A 13,537-nucleotide genomic window follows, 5' to 3' on the forward strand; every position below is an offset into this window, starting at 1 on the left:
CGCTTACGCCTCCGGGGGCTCGAACGTGGACGTACGGGTCATGCCGGCGGCGCGCCCCTTCCCGGCGATCACGAGCGCCATCTTGCGGCTGGCCTCGTCGATCATCTCGTCGCCGATCATCGCGGAGCCCTTCTTGCCGCCCGCCTCGGAGGTGAAGTACTCGTACGCGTCGAGGATCAGCTCGGCGTGGTCGTAGTCCTCCTGGGACGGCGAGAAGATCTCGTTCGACGCCTCCACCTGGCCCGGGTGCAGCACCCACTTGCCGTCGAAGCCGAGCGCGGCGGCACGCTGTGCCACCTCGCGGTAGCCGTCCACGTTGCGGATCTGGAGGTACGGGCCGTCGATCGCCTGGAGGTCGTGGGCGCGGGCGGCCATCAGGATGCGCATCAGGATGTAGTGGTAGGCGTCGGCCGGGTAGCCGGGCGGCTGCTCGCCGACGACGAGGGACTTCATGTTGATGGACGCCATGAAGTCCGCGGGCCCGAAGATGATCGTCTCCAGGCGCGGCGAGGCGGCGGCGATCCCGTCCACGTTGATCAGGCCCTTGGCGTTCTCGATCTGCGCCTCGATGCCGATGCGGCCCACGTCCAGCCCGACCGTCTTCTCGATCTGGGTGAGCAGCATGTCGAGGGCGTGCACCTGCTGCGCGTCCTGGACCTTCGGCAGCATGATGCAGTCGAGGTTGGCGCCGGCGCCCTCCACGACCGTGATCACATCGCGGTACGTCCAGTGCGTCGTCCAGTCGTTGACGCGTACGACGCGGGTCTTGCCGGTCCAGTCGCCCTCGTTGAGCGACTTCACGATGGTGTGCCGCGCGCCCTCCTTGGCGAGCGGCGCGCACGCGTCCTCCAGGTCGAGGAACACCTGGTCCGCCGGGAGGCCCTGGGCCTTCTCCAGGAAGCGGGGGTTGCTGCCGGGCACGGCCAGGCAGGAACGCCGCGGGCGGAGCCGGTTCACGCCCGCCGGGGCGGCCGGGGACTCCGTGGCGTCCGACGGGGAAGAGCCGGTCATGCGGGGACCTCCAGTGGGTCGAGCTTGTTCGCGGTGCGGATCTCGTTGACGATACGGCCGATGATCTCCGTGATGCCGAAGTCCTTCGGCGTGAACACGGCCGCCACCCCGGCCGTACGCAGTGCCTCGGCGTCGGCGGACGGGATGATCCCGCCGACGATCACGGGGATTGGGGTATCTCCCGGGCCGCTAGGCCCAGGGGACGCTTCGGCGCCCGCCGCCCGGAGCCGTTCCAGCACGTCGGGGACGAGCTGGGCGTGCGAGCCGGAGAGGATGGACAGGCCGACGCAGTGCACGTCCTCCGCGACGGCCGCGGAGACGATCTGCTCCGGGGTGAGCCGGATGCCCTGGTAGACGACCTCGAAGCCGGCGTCGCGGGCGCGTACGGCGATCTGCTCGGCGCCGTTGCTGTGCCCGTCCAGGCCGGGCTTGCCCACCAGCAGCCGCAGCCGGCCGCCGGTCCCCAGGCCGAGTTCGGCGGCGGTGCGTTCGACGTCGGCGCGCACCCTCGCGAGGTCCGAGCCGTGCTCCGGGGCGACCGCCACCGGCGCGCTGCTCACCCCCGTCGGCGCGCGGAACTCGCCGAACACCTCGCGCAGCGCCTCCGCCCACTCGCCGGTCGTGACGCCCGCGCGGGCGCACTCGAGCGTGGCCTCCATCAGGTTGGCGTCGCCGCCCGCGGCCTCCTTGAGCAGCCGCAGCGCCTCGGCGGCCGGCGGGTCGGCGTGCGGCGTGTCCGCTCCGGCGTGCGGTGCGTCGCGTGCCGTACGCCAGTCCCGTACGGCCTGCGCGACGCTCGCCTCGTTGGCCGGGTCGACGGTCATGATGGCCGTGTCGAGGTCGGCGGTCAGCGGGCTCGGCTCGGTGCCCTCATAGCAGTTGACGCCGACGATCTTCTGCTCGCCGGACTCGATGCGCGCCCGGCGCTCCGCGTGCGACGCGACGAGCTGCGACTTGAGGTAGCCGGACTCGACCGCGGCCATCGCGCCGCCCAGCCGCTCGATGTGCTCGATCTCCGCCAGCGCCTCGGCGGTCAGTGAGGCCACCTTCTCCTCGACGACGTGCGAGCCGGCGAAGAGGTCGTCGTACTCCAGCAGGTCGCTCTCGTGCGCCAGCACCTGCTGGACCCGGAGCGACCACTGCTGGTCCCAGGGCCGGGGGAGGCCCAGCGCCTCGTTCCAGGCGGGGAGTTGTACGGCGCGGGCGCGCGCGTCCTTGGACAGCGTGACGGCGAGCATCTCCAGCACGATCCGCTGGACGTTGTTCTCCGGCTGCGCCTCCGTCAGGCCCAGGGAGTTGACCTGGACGCCGTAGCGGAAGCGGCGCTGCCGCGGGTCCCCGATGCCGTACCGCTCGCGTGTCACCTGGTCCCAGATGCGGCCGAAGGCGCGCATCTTGCACATCTCCTCGACGAAGCGGACGCCCGCGTTCACGAAGAACGAGATGCGGCCCACCACGTCGCCCTTGCGGTCCTCGGGGACCTGTCCGGACGCGAACACCGAGTCGAGGACGGCGATGGCCGTGGACATCGCGTACGCGATCTCCTGGACGGGCGTGGCGCCCGCCTCCTGGAGGTGGTAGCTGCAGATGTTGATCGGGTTCCACTTGGGGATGCGGTTGACCGTGTACGCGATCATGTCCGTGGTCAGCCGCAGGCTCGGACCGGGCGGGAACACGTGCGTGCCGCGCGACAGGTACTCCTTGACGATGTCGTTCTGCGTCGTCCCCTGGAGCGCCGCCACGTCCGCACCCTGCTCCTCCGCGACGACCTGGTAGAGCGCCAGCAGCCACATGGCGGTGGCGTTGATCGTCATCGAGGTGTTCGTCCTGTCCAGCGGGATGTCCTGGAACAGCCGCCGCATGTCCCCGACATGGGACACCGGGACCCCGACCCGGCCGACCTCGCCGCGGGCGAGGACGTGGTCGGGGTCGTAGCCGGTCTGGGTCGGCAGGTCGAAGGCCACGGACAGGCCGGTCTGGCCCTTGGCGAGATTGCGCCGGTACAGCTCGTTGGACGCCTCGGCGGTGGAGTGCCCGGCGTACGTCCGCATCAGCCACGGACGATCTCGCTTTTTGTGCTCGCCCGGCATGGTCACACGCTCCGGCTGTGCTTGTTGTTCCGCTCCGGCAAGTCGTCGCGGAAGCGTGCGAGCGCGTCGGCGTGCTTCGCGCGCAGCTCCGGGTCGCGTACGCCCAGGCCCTCCTCGGGAGCCAGCGCGAGCACGCCGACCTTGCCCTGGTGGAGGTTGCGGTGCACGTCGTACGCCGCCTGGCCGGTGTCCTCCAGCCGGTACGTCTTGGAGAGCGTCGGATGGATCTTGCCCTTGGCGATCAGGCGGTTGGCCTCCCACGCCTCGCGGTAGTTGGCGAAGTGCGAGCCGACGATCCGCTTCAGCGACATCCACAGGTAGCGGTTGTCGTACTCGTGGCTGTAGCCCGAGGTGGACGCGCAGGTCACGATCGTGCCGCCCTTCCGCGTCACGTACACGCTCGCGCCGAACGTCTCGCGGCCGGGGTGCTCGAAGACGATGTCCACGTCCTCGCCGCCGGTCAGCTCGCGGATGTCCTTGCCGAAGCGCTTCCACTCCTTGGGGTCCTGGTTGTGCTCGTCCTTCCAGAACCGGTAGTCGCGCGCGCTGCGGTCGATGATCGCCTCGGCGCCCATCCGCCGGCAGATCTCCGCCTTCTGCTCGCTGGAGACCACGCAGATCGGGTTGGCGCCGCCCGCGAGCGCGAACTGCGTGGCGTACGAGCCGAGTCCGCCGCTCGCGCCCCAGATCAGCACGTTGTCGCCCTGCTTCATGCCCGCGCCGTTGCGCGAGACCAGCTGCCGGTACGCGGTGGAGTTCACCAGGCCCGGCGACGCGGCCTCCTCCCAGGAGAGATGGCCCGGCTTGGGCATCAGCTGGTTGGCCTTGACGAGGGCGATCTCGGCGAGGCCGCCGAAGTTCGTCTCGAAGCCCCAGATGCGCTGCTCGGGGTCGAGCATCGTGTCGTTGTGCCCGTCGGAGCTCTCCAGCTCGACCGACAGGCAGTGCGCGACCACCTCGTCGCCGGGCTTCCAGGAGTTGACGCCCGCGCCCGTACGGAGCACGACGCCTGCCAGGTCGGAGCCGATCACGTGGTACGGCAGGTCGTGCCGCTTGGCGAGCGGCGACAGCCGCCCGTAGCGCTCGAGGAAGCCGAAGGTGGACATCGGCTCGAAGATCGAGGTCCACACGGAGTTGTAGTTGACCGAGGAGGCCATGACGGCCACCAGCGCTTCGCCGGGGCCGAGTTCGGGCACCGGGACCTCGTCCAGGTGCAGCGACTTGCGCGGGTCCTTCTCCCTGCTGGACTGTCCGTCGAACATCTCGGTTTCGTCCTTGTGCACGGTCACCGCGCGGTACGACTCCGGGAGGTCCAGCTGGGCGAACTCTTCCGCTGGTGTGTCTGACGCCAGGATCGCGTCGAGGATCTTGTTCACGGTAATGCCTCCGGCGAAGCGCATGGGGGAGAACGCTGAGGGACGTCGGTTGTGAGGCAGTGCCGTCGGCTGGCTGTATCTGACCGGTTCTAGCTGTCTGACTCTGGTGCGCGCCGGTGGGCGCGCGGAGTGCCTGTGACGCAGGCGTCCGGACACGCACGGGGTGTCGCCGTGGGGACAGCGCCCGGACTGACACTCACCGTATGACACCCAGTGCCAGTTGACAAGACACTGCGTGCCATTGATTTTGGCCGTACGTATCGGCTGAGCCAGCAGGGCATTCCTCCCCCTGGGTCTGGCGGCCCGGGAGGTGTCCCCGGGACCCTCGCCGTCGCGGTTGCGCGCCGCGGCGGCGGGAAAAACTGAGGCTTACCGCCTCCGCAGGGCTTCCTCGATCGAGCTCATGATGTCCTCCAGCGGCGCGTCCGTACGGGCCACCGTGACCAGCACCTCGTCCTGCCGCTCCGTCTGCGCCGCGAGCGAACGGCCCCCGCCCTCCGTACGGTTGGCGCCGAAGCCGGTGCCGAAGGTCTTCCGTACGATCGCGAACGCGTGGTCCAGCTGCGCCTCCACGTCGCCCACCGCGCCGCCGCGCAGCCAGCGCCGCAGCACGTGGTTGTGCGCCGTGACGACCGCGGACGCGGCGACCTCCGCGAGCAGCGGCTCGTCGAAGTCGCTGACGCCGTCGCCGTGTGCGGCCTCGTCGAAGTGGCCCAGCAGATAGCGCGTGAACAGCCGCTCGTAGCGGGCGACGGAGGCGATCTCGCGCTCGCGGAGCGCGGGCACCTCGCGGGTCAGCTTGTACCGCTCGACGCTGCCCTTCGGCGAGGACGCGTACATCCGCATGACCTCTTTGATGCCGCGGCACACGGTGTCCAGCGGGTGTTCGTGCGCGGGCGCGGCCTCCAGCACGGCCTGCACGCGTACGAGGGTCTCGTCGTGGTCCGGGAAGATCGCCTCTTCCTTGGAGCGGAAGTGCCGGAAGAACGTACGGCGGGCGACTCCGGCCCTGGCGGCGATCTCGTCGACGGTCGTCCCCTCGTACCCCTTCGTCGCGAACAGCTCCATGGCCGCCGCCGCGAGGTCCCGGCGGAGCTTCAGCCGCTGGGACGTCGCGGCAGGGGTACGGGAAGGCTTCACGGTCTCCGGCATGTGGTGCACGTTACACGGTGTGACCTGCCCGGGAGGCGGGCCGTTGGCCGACGGACGCAGCAGCCCGCCCCAGCTCTCGCCGTGGGTGCCCGGACCGTGCCACGGCCCGGGCCAGGACCCGGTCACCGCCGTGCGTACTCGCGGAATCCACGTCCCGTCTTGCGCCCGAGGCAGCCCGCGGCAACCAGGTGCTCGAGCAGCGGCGCCGGGGCCAGACCCGGGTCGCGGAACTCGGTGTGCAGCACCTGCTCGATGGCCAGCGAGACGTCCAGGCCGACGACGTCGAGGAGTTCGAAGGGGCCCATCGGGTAGCCGCCGCCGAGCTTCATCGCGGTGTCGATCTCGTCCAGCGAGGCGTAGTGCTCCTGGACCATCTTGACCGCGTTGTTGAGGTACGGGAACAGCAGCGCGTTCACGATGAAGCCCGCCCGGTCACCGCAGTCCACCGGGTGCTTGCGGAGCGTGCCGCAGACCTCTCGTACGGTGGCGTGCGCGTCGTCGGCCGTGAGCACCGTACGGACCACCTCGACGAGCTTCATCGCGGGCGCCGGGTTGAAGAAGTGCATGCCGACGACGTCCCGCGGCCGCGACGTGGCGCGTGCGCACGCGACCACCGGCAGCGACGAGGTGGTCGTGGCGAGCACCGCGCCGTCCCGGCAGACCTCGTCCAGCGCCGCGAACAGCTCCCGCTTCACCTCCAGGTCCTCCGCCACCGCCTCCACGGCCAGGTCCACCCCGGCCAGCGCGGTGAGCGCACCGGCCGTGGACAGCCGGGCCAGCGCCGCGTCCCGGTCGTCGGCGCCGAGCCGGCCCTTGGCGACTGCCCGCTCCAGCGACTTGGCCACGCGCGCCTTCGCCGCCTCGGCCTTCTCCGCGCTGCGCGCGGCCAGCACGACCGGGTAGCCCGCCTTGGCGAAGACCTCCGCGATGCCGGCGGCCATCGTGCCGGAGCCGACGACGCCGACGGAGTCGACCGTACGCGCGGCCGCCCTCCGCCCGGCCGGGTCCGGCGTCTCCGCGTCGGCGACGGTCTCGGCGCTGCCGGGGGCGGCGTACGTGTAGAAACCCCGGCCGGACTTACGGCCGTTCAGGCCCGCGTCGCTGAGCTGCCGCAGGACGGGGGCGGGGGCGTGCAGGCGGTCGTGCGACGCCGCGTACATCGCGTCCAGCACGGTGCGCGCCGTGTCGATGCCGATCAGGTCGAGCAGCGCCAGCGGCCCCATCGGCAGGCCGCAGCCCAGCCGCATCGCCGCGTCGATGTCCTCGCGGGTGGCGTACCGGGACTCGTACATCGCGGCGGCCTGGTTGAGGTAGCCGAACAGCAGCCCGTCGGCCACGAATCCGGGCCGGTCGCCGACCGCGATCGGGTCCTTGCCGAGCTCGCGGGCGAGCCGGGTCACGGCCGCGACCGCCTCCGGCGACGTCAGCACCGAGGAGACCACCTCGACCAGCTTCATGGCCGGGGCGGGGTTGAAGAAGTGCAGGCCCAGGACGCGTTCGGGCCGGTCCGAGTCGGCGGCGAGCCGGGTCACGGACAGCGCGTTGGTGCCGGTGGCGAGGATGGTGTCCGGCTTGACCACCTGGTCGAGGGCGGCGAACACCTGGCACTTGGTGTCGTAGTCCTCCGGCACGACCTCGATCACCAGGTCTGCCTCGGCGGCAGCCTGGAGGTCGGGGAACGTACGGAACCGGGCCAGCACGTCGCGGCGTTCCGCCTCGGTGATCCGCTCGCGGCGCACGGCGCGCGCGGTGGACGACTCCAGCGCGGCCACGGCCTGGCGCGCGGCCTCCGGGTCGTGGTCGATCCCGATCACCTCGCGGCCGGCGCGGGCGAGCACGTCGGCGATGCCGGTGCCCATCGTGCCCAGGCCGACGACGGCGACGGTGGCGAGCGCGGGAGGAGCGTCCTGGGCGCCGGCGCCGGCGCCGGGGGCGTCCGGGGCTTCGGGGGAGAGGGCGGTGAGGGAGGGACTGTCCATCACGGGACTCCAGAGGGTTGTGACACAGGCCCCGTACGGCGGGGCGTGGCAGTTGAGGCGTGCCGCGCGTGCACACGCGCAGGGCAACGGAGTTGCGGGAAACCGGCCTGCGGCCCTGTCCCGGGGCCGCGGCCGCAGCTTGAGGTCGCCAGACCGACTGCACTCTCGGCGGCTGCGTCACCAGGCCGCCTGAGCGGGGGTACCGCTCTGATGAGCAGGCTAACCGGTGGGTAACAAGAACGCCAGGGGTGCGCCGGTGTGAGCTGCGCCGCGTTCGGGGTCCCCGTGGGCACCCGTACGGCGCCGCGCGCACCGCCGCGCGCACGGCCGTACCGCGGCGGCGAAACCGTACGGGCCGTCAAGGTTCGGCGGGGAGATGTGCGGGCACGGCGTTGCGTGCGGGGCGGGACTGTGAAGACCGCGTCCCAGGGCAAGCCCGCTCCGCAATTGCCCGGAACAGGGCTTACCGCTGCTCTGGACGCCGCTTCGATCTGCGGTTCAATTGAAAAGTGAAGGGGGTCTCATGGCGAGCGGTGGACGGACCCGGCAGCAAGACGGAAGTGAATTCGCGGCGCTCCTGCGGCGGGTACGCGCCGAGGCGGCGAGCCCGGAAGCGTCGGCCGACTGCGCGGAGCTGGTCGCCCTCGCGCGGGACGGCGGCCCGGAGTCGCGGGATGCGCTGGCAGACGTACTGGCGGAGACCGAACGGCCGCTGTGGGCGCGGGAGGTGGCCTCGTTCGCCCTGGGGTGCGCGGGAGACCGCCGCGCCTTCGAGACCCTGATCTTCCTCCTGAACTACCGCGATCCCGTGCGCGGCGCCACCGCCGCGCACGCGCTCGTACGGCTCGGAGACCCGCGTACGGCCCGCGCCGCGGCGGCACTTGCCACCAACGAGTTGCGGACAGCATATGCCCTGCATCCCGTACGGCTGCTGGTCGCGCTGCGCGCGCCCGAGTCCGTACCGACACTGGTCGGTGTACTCTCCCGGCTGCTCGAGCGGCCCGTACCGCACTGGCCCGTCGCGCTCGCGTGCGTCGAGGGCCTGGGCCGCATCGGCGACGCCCGCGCCCGCCCCGTCCTCCAGGAGGCCGCCCACCACCACCGCCTCCGCGCGGCCGCGCACGCGGCGCTCGCGCGGGCGGGGGGTTAGCGGCTGCCGCCGGAGTCCTCCATGCCGCCGTCCGTCGAGTCGGCGTGGACGGGGCTCGGGTGCTGCCGCTGTGCCGCGTCCCCGATGCCGGCTTCGGCGATCATCTGGACGAGGGTGTCGACAAGTTCGTCGGCGCCCGCGCCCAGCCCCTCCGGTGCCAGATGGCCGCTGACCTCCATGTCCGCGATGCCGTGGGCGCTGCTGAGCAGCAGGGCGCCGTAGTGCCGTGCGTTCCGCTCGCCCACGAGGCCGGCGACGATCGCCAGGAACTCGCCGTGGAAGCGCCCAGCCGCGCGTACGCGGTCCGCGGCCGGGTCGTCCGCCGGTCCGCACAGCTGGCGCCGGACGCGGTCGAGTCCTTCGCCGAGCTCCTCGGGGCGGTGCCCCCGCCGCCTGAACAGCACCTGGTACAGGTGCGGTTGGCTCCGGCCGACGCCGACGAGGGTCTGGAGCGCGCCGCGCAGCCTGCCGGCGGCCGACAGCGCCGGGTCGGCCCGCAGGGCGTGGACCTGGTCGCCGATCCGCTGCCAGCCCTCGGTCGCGACGACGGTCAGCAGGCTGTCCTTGCCCGTGAAGTGCCGGTACGGCGCGCCCCGGCTTACGCCCGCCCGCGCGCCCACCTCGCGCAGGGTGACGGCTTCGGGGCCGCCGAGGTCGAGGAGTTCGGCGGCCGCGTCGAGCAGCGCGCGGCGGGTGGCGGCGGCGGACTCCGCACGGGTGGACATGGTGCTCAGCATACAGTTGACGCTGTCATCTGAAATGCTACGGTCGTGAGATGACAGCGTCAACTGAAACCCGGAAGCTCGTCGTCGTGACCGGAGCCTCCACCGGCATGGGCGCGTCGGCCGCCCGCGAACTGGCCCGCCGGGGATTCCACGTACTGGCCGGCGTACGGCGCGACCGCGACGCCGACGCCATCCGCGCGCCCGGCGTCGAACCGGTCATCCTCGACATCACCAGCCCCGAGCACGTGGCGGCACTCGCCGCGCGGACGGCCGACGACCCGCGGCCGCTGCACGCGCTCGTGAACAACGCCGGCATCCAGGTCAACGCCCCGGTCGAAACGCTGCCCCTGGCGCAGTGGCGGCACGTGTTCGAGGTCAACCTGTTCGGCCACATCGCCGTCACCCAGGCGCTCCTGCCCGCGCTGCTGCGGAGCACAGGCCGCGTGATCAACATCAGCTCGGTCGGCGGCAAGGTCGCCATGGCCACGTACGGCGCTTACGCCGGCGCGAAGTTCGCCCTGGAGGCGGTGAGCGACTCGCTCCGCCGGGAACTCGCGCCGCTGGGCGTCCAGGTGGTCGTGGTCGAACCCGGCGGCGTCCGTACGGAGATGGCCACCCGCGGGATCGCCACGGCGAACGAACTGGCCGCCGGGATGACCCCGGAGCAGGAAGCGCGCTACGGCGGCCTGGTCGAGGCGAACAACGCGCTGATGGCCACGGGCACCGCCGCGGGCCTGACCGCCGACGCCGCCGCCCGGGTCATCGCGAAGGCCGTGACGGCCCGCAGGCCGCGCACCCGCTACACCGCAGGCCGCGACGCCGCCCTGATCACCCGCATGACCCGGGTGCTGTCCGACCGCACGCTCGACCGCATCCTCGCCGCCAACCTCCGCCGCCACCACCCGAAGGGAGCCCCGGCCCGGCCGCTCAGCCCCGCGTAAGACCGCGGGCGCGCGCAACGCCGGGGGCGCGCGCGGAAGTTGATGTGCGAGGCTGTCGCCAGCCGTTCGCAGGCGAGGATGCCGCGTACGGTCGTCGAGAGGAGCGCAGCGTGGAACGGAAACCCTTCCGTGTCGAGGACATCGACACCAGCAGGCCCCATCCCGCGCGGATCTACGACTACCTGCTCGGCGGCAAGGACCACTACGAGGTCGACCGCCAGGCCGGCGACCAACTGGCCGTCGCGGCCCCCGAAGTGCGGATCGGCGTCCAGGCCAACCGCGCCTTCCTGCGGCGCGCCGTACGGCACGTCGTCGGCACCGGCGTCCGCCAGCTCCTCGACGTCGGCACCGGCCTGCCCACCTCGCCGAACGTGCACGAGTCCGCCCTGGAGGTCGCACCGGACGTACGCGTCGCGTACGTCGACAACGACCCCATCGTGAACGTCCACGCCGGCGCGCTCCTCAGCCACACCGGCTCCACCAGCATCGTCCTCGCCGACCTGCGCGACCCGCAGGCCATCCTGGAACACCCCGACGTACGCGAGGTCATCGACTTCGACGAACCCGTCGCCCTGCTCCTCGTCGCCATCCTCCACTTCCTCACCGACGCCGAGAAGCCCGCCGAGGTCGTCGCCACCCTGCGCGACGCGCTGCCGCCCGGCAGCCACCTCGTCCTCTCGCACGCCACGGGCGACTTCGCCGACCGCAGCAACGCCCAGGCCGTCTACAACGGAGCCACCGCCACCCTGAACCTGCGGGCCCGCGCCGAGGTCGAGCGCTTCTTCGACGGCTTCGACCTGATCGACCCCGGCCTCGCCCAGGTCCCGTTCTGGCGCCCGGACGCCCCACCGCCGCCGCGCTCCGCGGAGATCGGCTTCTACGGAGGCGTGGCGCGCAAGCGCGCCTGACCGGCGCTACTCCTCTGCGGCGTGGAGCATCTCCCGTACCCGCGTGACCTCCCACGGGGCGTCCTCCACGGGCCAGTTCGCGTTCAGCTCCTCAAGCATGGCGCGGTGCTCCTCGATCACCCCGTCCCACATCAGTCCCCATGCCGCGGCGGCTTGAACCTCCGTCTCGGGACAGCGCGTCGCCCGTACGAGTGCCTCCACCGCGTTGGTCCCCGGAGCCTCGTCCAGCAGTTCCACCGCCCTCACGCGGTCCCGCAGCGGCACGTTCCCGTCGCACGCGACATCCCCCAGCGTCTCGACGAGCCGCGGGTCAACCTCCTCCGTCTCCCTGAACACCGCCTCCACCGCGTCGAGAGCTTGCCCGCGAATGAGGTCGCTCGCGGCGGTCCGTACGGTCTCGGCCAGCAGGGACGGCTCATCGGCCGCCGCGACTCCGAGCGCCGACAGCGCCGAGAGGTGATTGGCCTCGGACCCGTAGTCGCGGCTGAGCACGGCCGGTGAGGGAGGCTGCCGCAGCACCTCGCGGATACGGTCCAGTACGAGTGCCCACTCCGCTTCGCGTGCTTCCTCGCCGCCCCGCTGCACGGCGCCGTGGGGACTCCACCAGTGGTCGAGGCCGATGCCCACGGCCGCCGGGTCGTCGCTCTCCAGCAGGATGCGCAGCGCCTGGTGGTACGACGCGTCCACCGTGGGAGCCCGGAGCCTCTTGTGTGCGCGGTACAGCTCCGGATCCGCCAGCCGGTGTCCCTCCCAGTGGACGCTGTGCGGCTTGCCGAAGATCAGCTCGATGGGGTCCTCACCCCAGGGATGCTGAGGAGGCCGGCCGCCCCAGCTCTCGGCGACCTCCTCCAGGACGGCGCGGTGCCGGTCCAGGCCTCCCGTCCGGACCAGGAAATAGGACGTGTGGGCCTGCACCATCGGCTCACCCTCGCGGAGCGCCCGGAGGAGAACGCCGTCCGCGTCCGCGCCGAGGCTGTCGGCGAGGACGCGGATCGCCGTCTCCTTCGTGCCGTAGAAGCCGACGGACGGGTCGACGATCAGGTCACCCAGCGCGGTGACGAGCCTCTCGTCCTTCACCTCCGCCTCGTCGAGCACGCCGTAGGCCATCCAGACGGCCTTGCGGCGCACCGTGTCCGAGTCCGTGCGCGCGAGAACGTCCAGCAGGAGCCCGGCGTCGCCGGACTCGGCGTGCTCGGTCCCGAGCAGGTTCAGCGCGCTCACCTCGGCGGGAGACATCGGACGCCGGAGCACCTCACGAGCGCGGGCCAGCACCTCGGGAAGGTACGCCTCGGCCCGTTCCTCGTCCTCCAGGACGTGACGCAGCCCCTCCCACGACTCGTAGTGGTCGAGCGCGATGCCCACGGCGTACGGGTTCTCGCTGCGGAGCAGGGTGACGAACGCGCGCAGGCATGCGTCGTCGCCGAGCGGGAACCTCAGCTCGTCGTGGGCCTCGCGCAGGACCTGATCGTGCAGCTCGGTGTCCGTCCAGTACGTGCTGTGGAAGCCCTTGATCGCTTCGCGAATGTGCTTGGCCTCCCAACCCGCGTCCTCGGGCCAGGACTTGACGAGCCGGCTGACCCGGTCGCGGTGGGTGCGGAGCCGCAGGGGCGTCGCGAGACAACCGGCCGCGTACACCTGCAGCTCCGGTTCGGACGATTCGGTGAGACGGACGAGGAGGTCCTCGACCTCCGGGAGATCGAGATCGTCGAGGGCGCCCATGGCGGCCTTGCGACCTCGTACGTCGAGGCCCTCGTCCAGGACCATGGCGGTGACCAGCGCCAGCAGCCGCCGGTCCGGTTCCCCGCCCTCGGCGAGGGCGGTACCGGCCGCGAGCAGCGCCGTCTCCCGCTCCCCGGCGTCCGGCGCCCTTTCGAGGGCGTCCGCGATCAAGTCCGCGTCCTCCGCCTCGGCGAGGTGCCACATCACGGTGAGAGCACTCTCGTGGCTGTGGCCGGACGGCGGCTGCCCGAGAAGGTCCCGGGCGGCGAAGAGCACCTCGCCGGCCACGGGGCAGTAGGGGTTGTCCACGCCCCACCTGGTGGTCGCCTGCGCCGACTGGTAGTCGTCCAGAGCCTCGCGTACGACGTCGATGTCGTCGCTCCCCAGCCGCGCGCTGAACTCGCCGAGACCCGACTTCTCGTCGTCGCTCACGCGTCCCCCTTCGTGATCATCCCGTCAGTCTGGAGGAACGGTCCGGGCCATGTC

10 protein-coding genes are annotated in these 13,537 nt (G+C 71.8%); 3 read left to right on the forward strand and 7 right to left on the reverse strand.

The annotated features are described in order from the left end of the window. Positions 1-3: 3 nt before the first annotated feature. The 5 genes from DVA86_RS00475 to DVA86_RS00495 form a co-directional block, all read right to left on the reverse strand. Complete coding sequence (locus DVA86_RS00475; RefSeq protein ID WP_208874775.1) at positions 4-1,011, reverse strand: HpcH/HpaI aldolase/citrate lyase family protein; 1,008 nt, start codon at positions 1,009-1,011, stop codon at positions 4-6. Further along, complete coding sequence (locus DVA86_RS00480; protein ID WP_245997504.1) at positions 1,008-3,062, reverse strand: protein meaA; 2,055 nt, start codon at positions 3,060-3,062, stop codon at positions 1,008-1,010. The genes DVA86_RS00475 and DVA86_RS00480 overlap by 4 nt, the downstream gene beginning before the upstream one ends. Positions 3,063-3,103: 41 nt before the next feature. Then, positions 3,104-4,477, reverse strand: coding sequence for a crotonyl-CoA carboxylase/reductase (gene ccrA, locus DVA86_RS00485; protein WP_208874781.1), 1,374 nt, complete (start codon positions 4,475-4,477; stop codon positions 3,104-3,106). 369 nt (positions 4,478-4,846) lie between these two features. Beyond that, complete coding sequence (locus DVA86_RS00490; RefSeq protein ID WP_208874783.1) at positions 4,847-5,629, reverse strand: TetR family transcriptional regulator; 783 nt, start codon at positions 5,627-5,629, stop codon at positions 4,847-4,849. A gap of 122 nt (positions 5,630-5,751) precedes the next feature. Continuing rightward, a complete protein-coding gene (locus DVA86_RS00495) occupies positions 5,752-7,488 on the reverse strand; it encodes a 3-hydroxyacyl-CoA dehydrogenase family protein (RefSeq protein ID WP_245997506.1) in 1,737 nt (578 codons plus the stop codon). Between the two features lie 643 nt (positions 7,489-8,131). On the opposite strand from DVA86_RS00495, the gene DVA86_RS00500 reads away from it, so the two are divergent. Beyond that, on the forward strand, positions 8,132-8,758 hold the full coding sequence (locus DVA86_RS00500) for a HEAT repeat domain-containing protein (RefSeq protein WP_208874786.1): 627 nt from the start codon (positions 8,132-8,134) through the stop codon (positions 8,756-8,758). Here the strand turns inward: DVA86_RS00500 and DVA86_RS00505 are convergent. Then, positions 8,755-9,483 (reverse strand): TetR/AcrR family transcriptional regulator, encoded by a 729-nt coding sequence (locus DVA86_RS00505; RefSeq protein WP_208874787.1) that lies wholly within the window; start codon positions 9,481-9,483, stop codon positions 8,755-8,757. The genes DVA86_RS00500 and DVA86_RS00505 overlap by 4 nt on opposite strands. A gap of 50 nt (positions 9,484-9,533) precedes the next feature. On the opposite strand from DVA86_RS00505, the gene DVA86_RS00510 reads away from it, so the two are divergent. Both DVA86_RS00510 and DVA86_RS00515 read left to right on the forward strand, forming a co-directional pair. Then, complete coding sequence (locus tag DVA86_RS00510; RefSeq protein ID WP_208874793.1) at positions 9,534-10,424, forward strand: SDR family oxidoreductase; 891 nt, start codon at positions 9,534-9,536, stop codon at positions 10,422-10,424. A 110-nt stretch (positions 10,425-10,534) separates the two neighbouring features. Beyond that, complete coding sequence (locus DVA86_RS00515; RefSeq protein ID WP_208874794.1) at positions 10,535-11,332, forward strand: SAM-dependent methyltransferase; 798 nt, start codon at positions 10,535-10,537, stop codon at positions 11,330-11,332. 6 nt (positions 11,333-11,338) lie between these two features. Here DVA86_RS00515 and DVA86_RS00520 read toward each other — a convergent pair whose 3' ends face one another. Further along, positions 11,339-13,483, reverse strand: coding sequence for a hypothetical protein (locus tag DVA86_RS00520; protein ID WP_208874795.1), 2,145 nt, complete (start codon positions 13,481-13,483; stop codon positions 11,339-11,341). Positions 13,484-13,537: the final 54 nt, after the last annotated feature.

It is taken from the genome of Streptomyces armeniacus, from assembly GCF_003355155.1.
In the GTDB taxonomy this organism is placed as follows: Bacteria; Actinomycetota; Actinomycetes; order Streptomycetales; family Streptomycetaceae; genus Streptomyces; species Streptomyces armeniacus.

What these genes read in the sequence shown, in the direction of transcription:
- DVA86_RS00475 (WP_208874775.1), bottom strand. Translation starts at nt 1,011, where the DNA reads ATGACCGGCTCTTCCCCGTCGGACGCCACGGAGTCCCCGGCCGCCCCG.
- DVA86_RS00480 (WP_245997504.1), bottom strand. Translation starts at nt 3,062, where the DNA reads ATGCGGACGTACGCCGGGCACTCCACCGCCGAGGCGTCCAACGAGCTG.
- DVA86_RS00490 (WP_208874783.1), bottom strand. Translation starts at nt 5,629, where the DNA reads ATGCCGGAGACCGTGAAGCCTTCCCGTACCCCTGCCGCGACGTCCCAG.
- DVA86_RS00495 (WP_245997506.1), bottom strand. Translation starts at nt 7,488, where the DNA reads ATGGGCACCGGCATCGCCGACGTGCTCGCCCGCGCCGGCCGCGAGGTG.
- DVA86_RS00500 (WP_208874786.1), top strand. Translation starts at nt 8,132, where the DNA reads ATGGCGAGCGGTGGACGGACCCGGCAGCAAGACGGAAGTGAATTCGCG.
- DVA86_RS00505 (WP_208874787.1), bottom strand. Translation starts at nt 9,483, where the DNA reads ATGTCCACCCGTGCGGAGTCCGCCGCCGCCACCCGCCGCGCGCTGCTC.
- DVA86_RS00510 (WP_208874793.1), top strand. Translation starts at nt 9,534, where the DNA reads ATGACAGCGTCAACTGAAACCCGGAAGCTCGTCGTCGTGACCGGAGCC.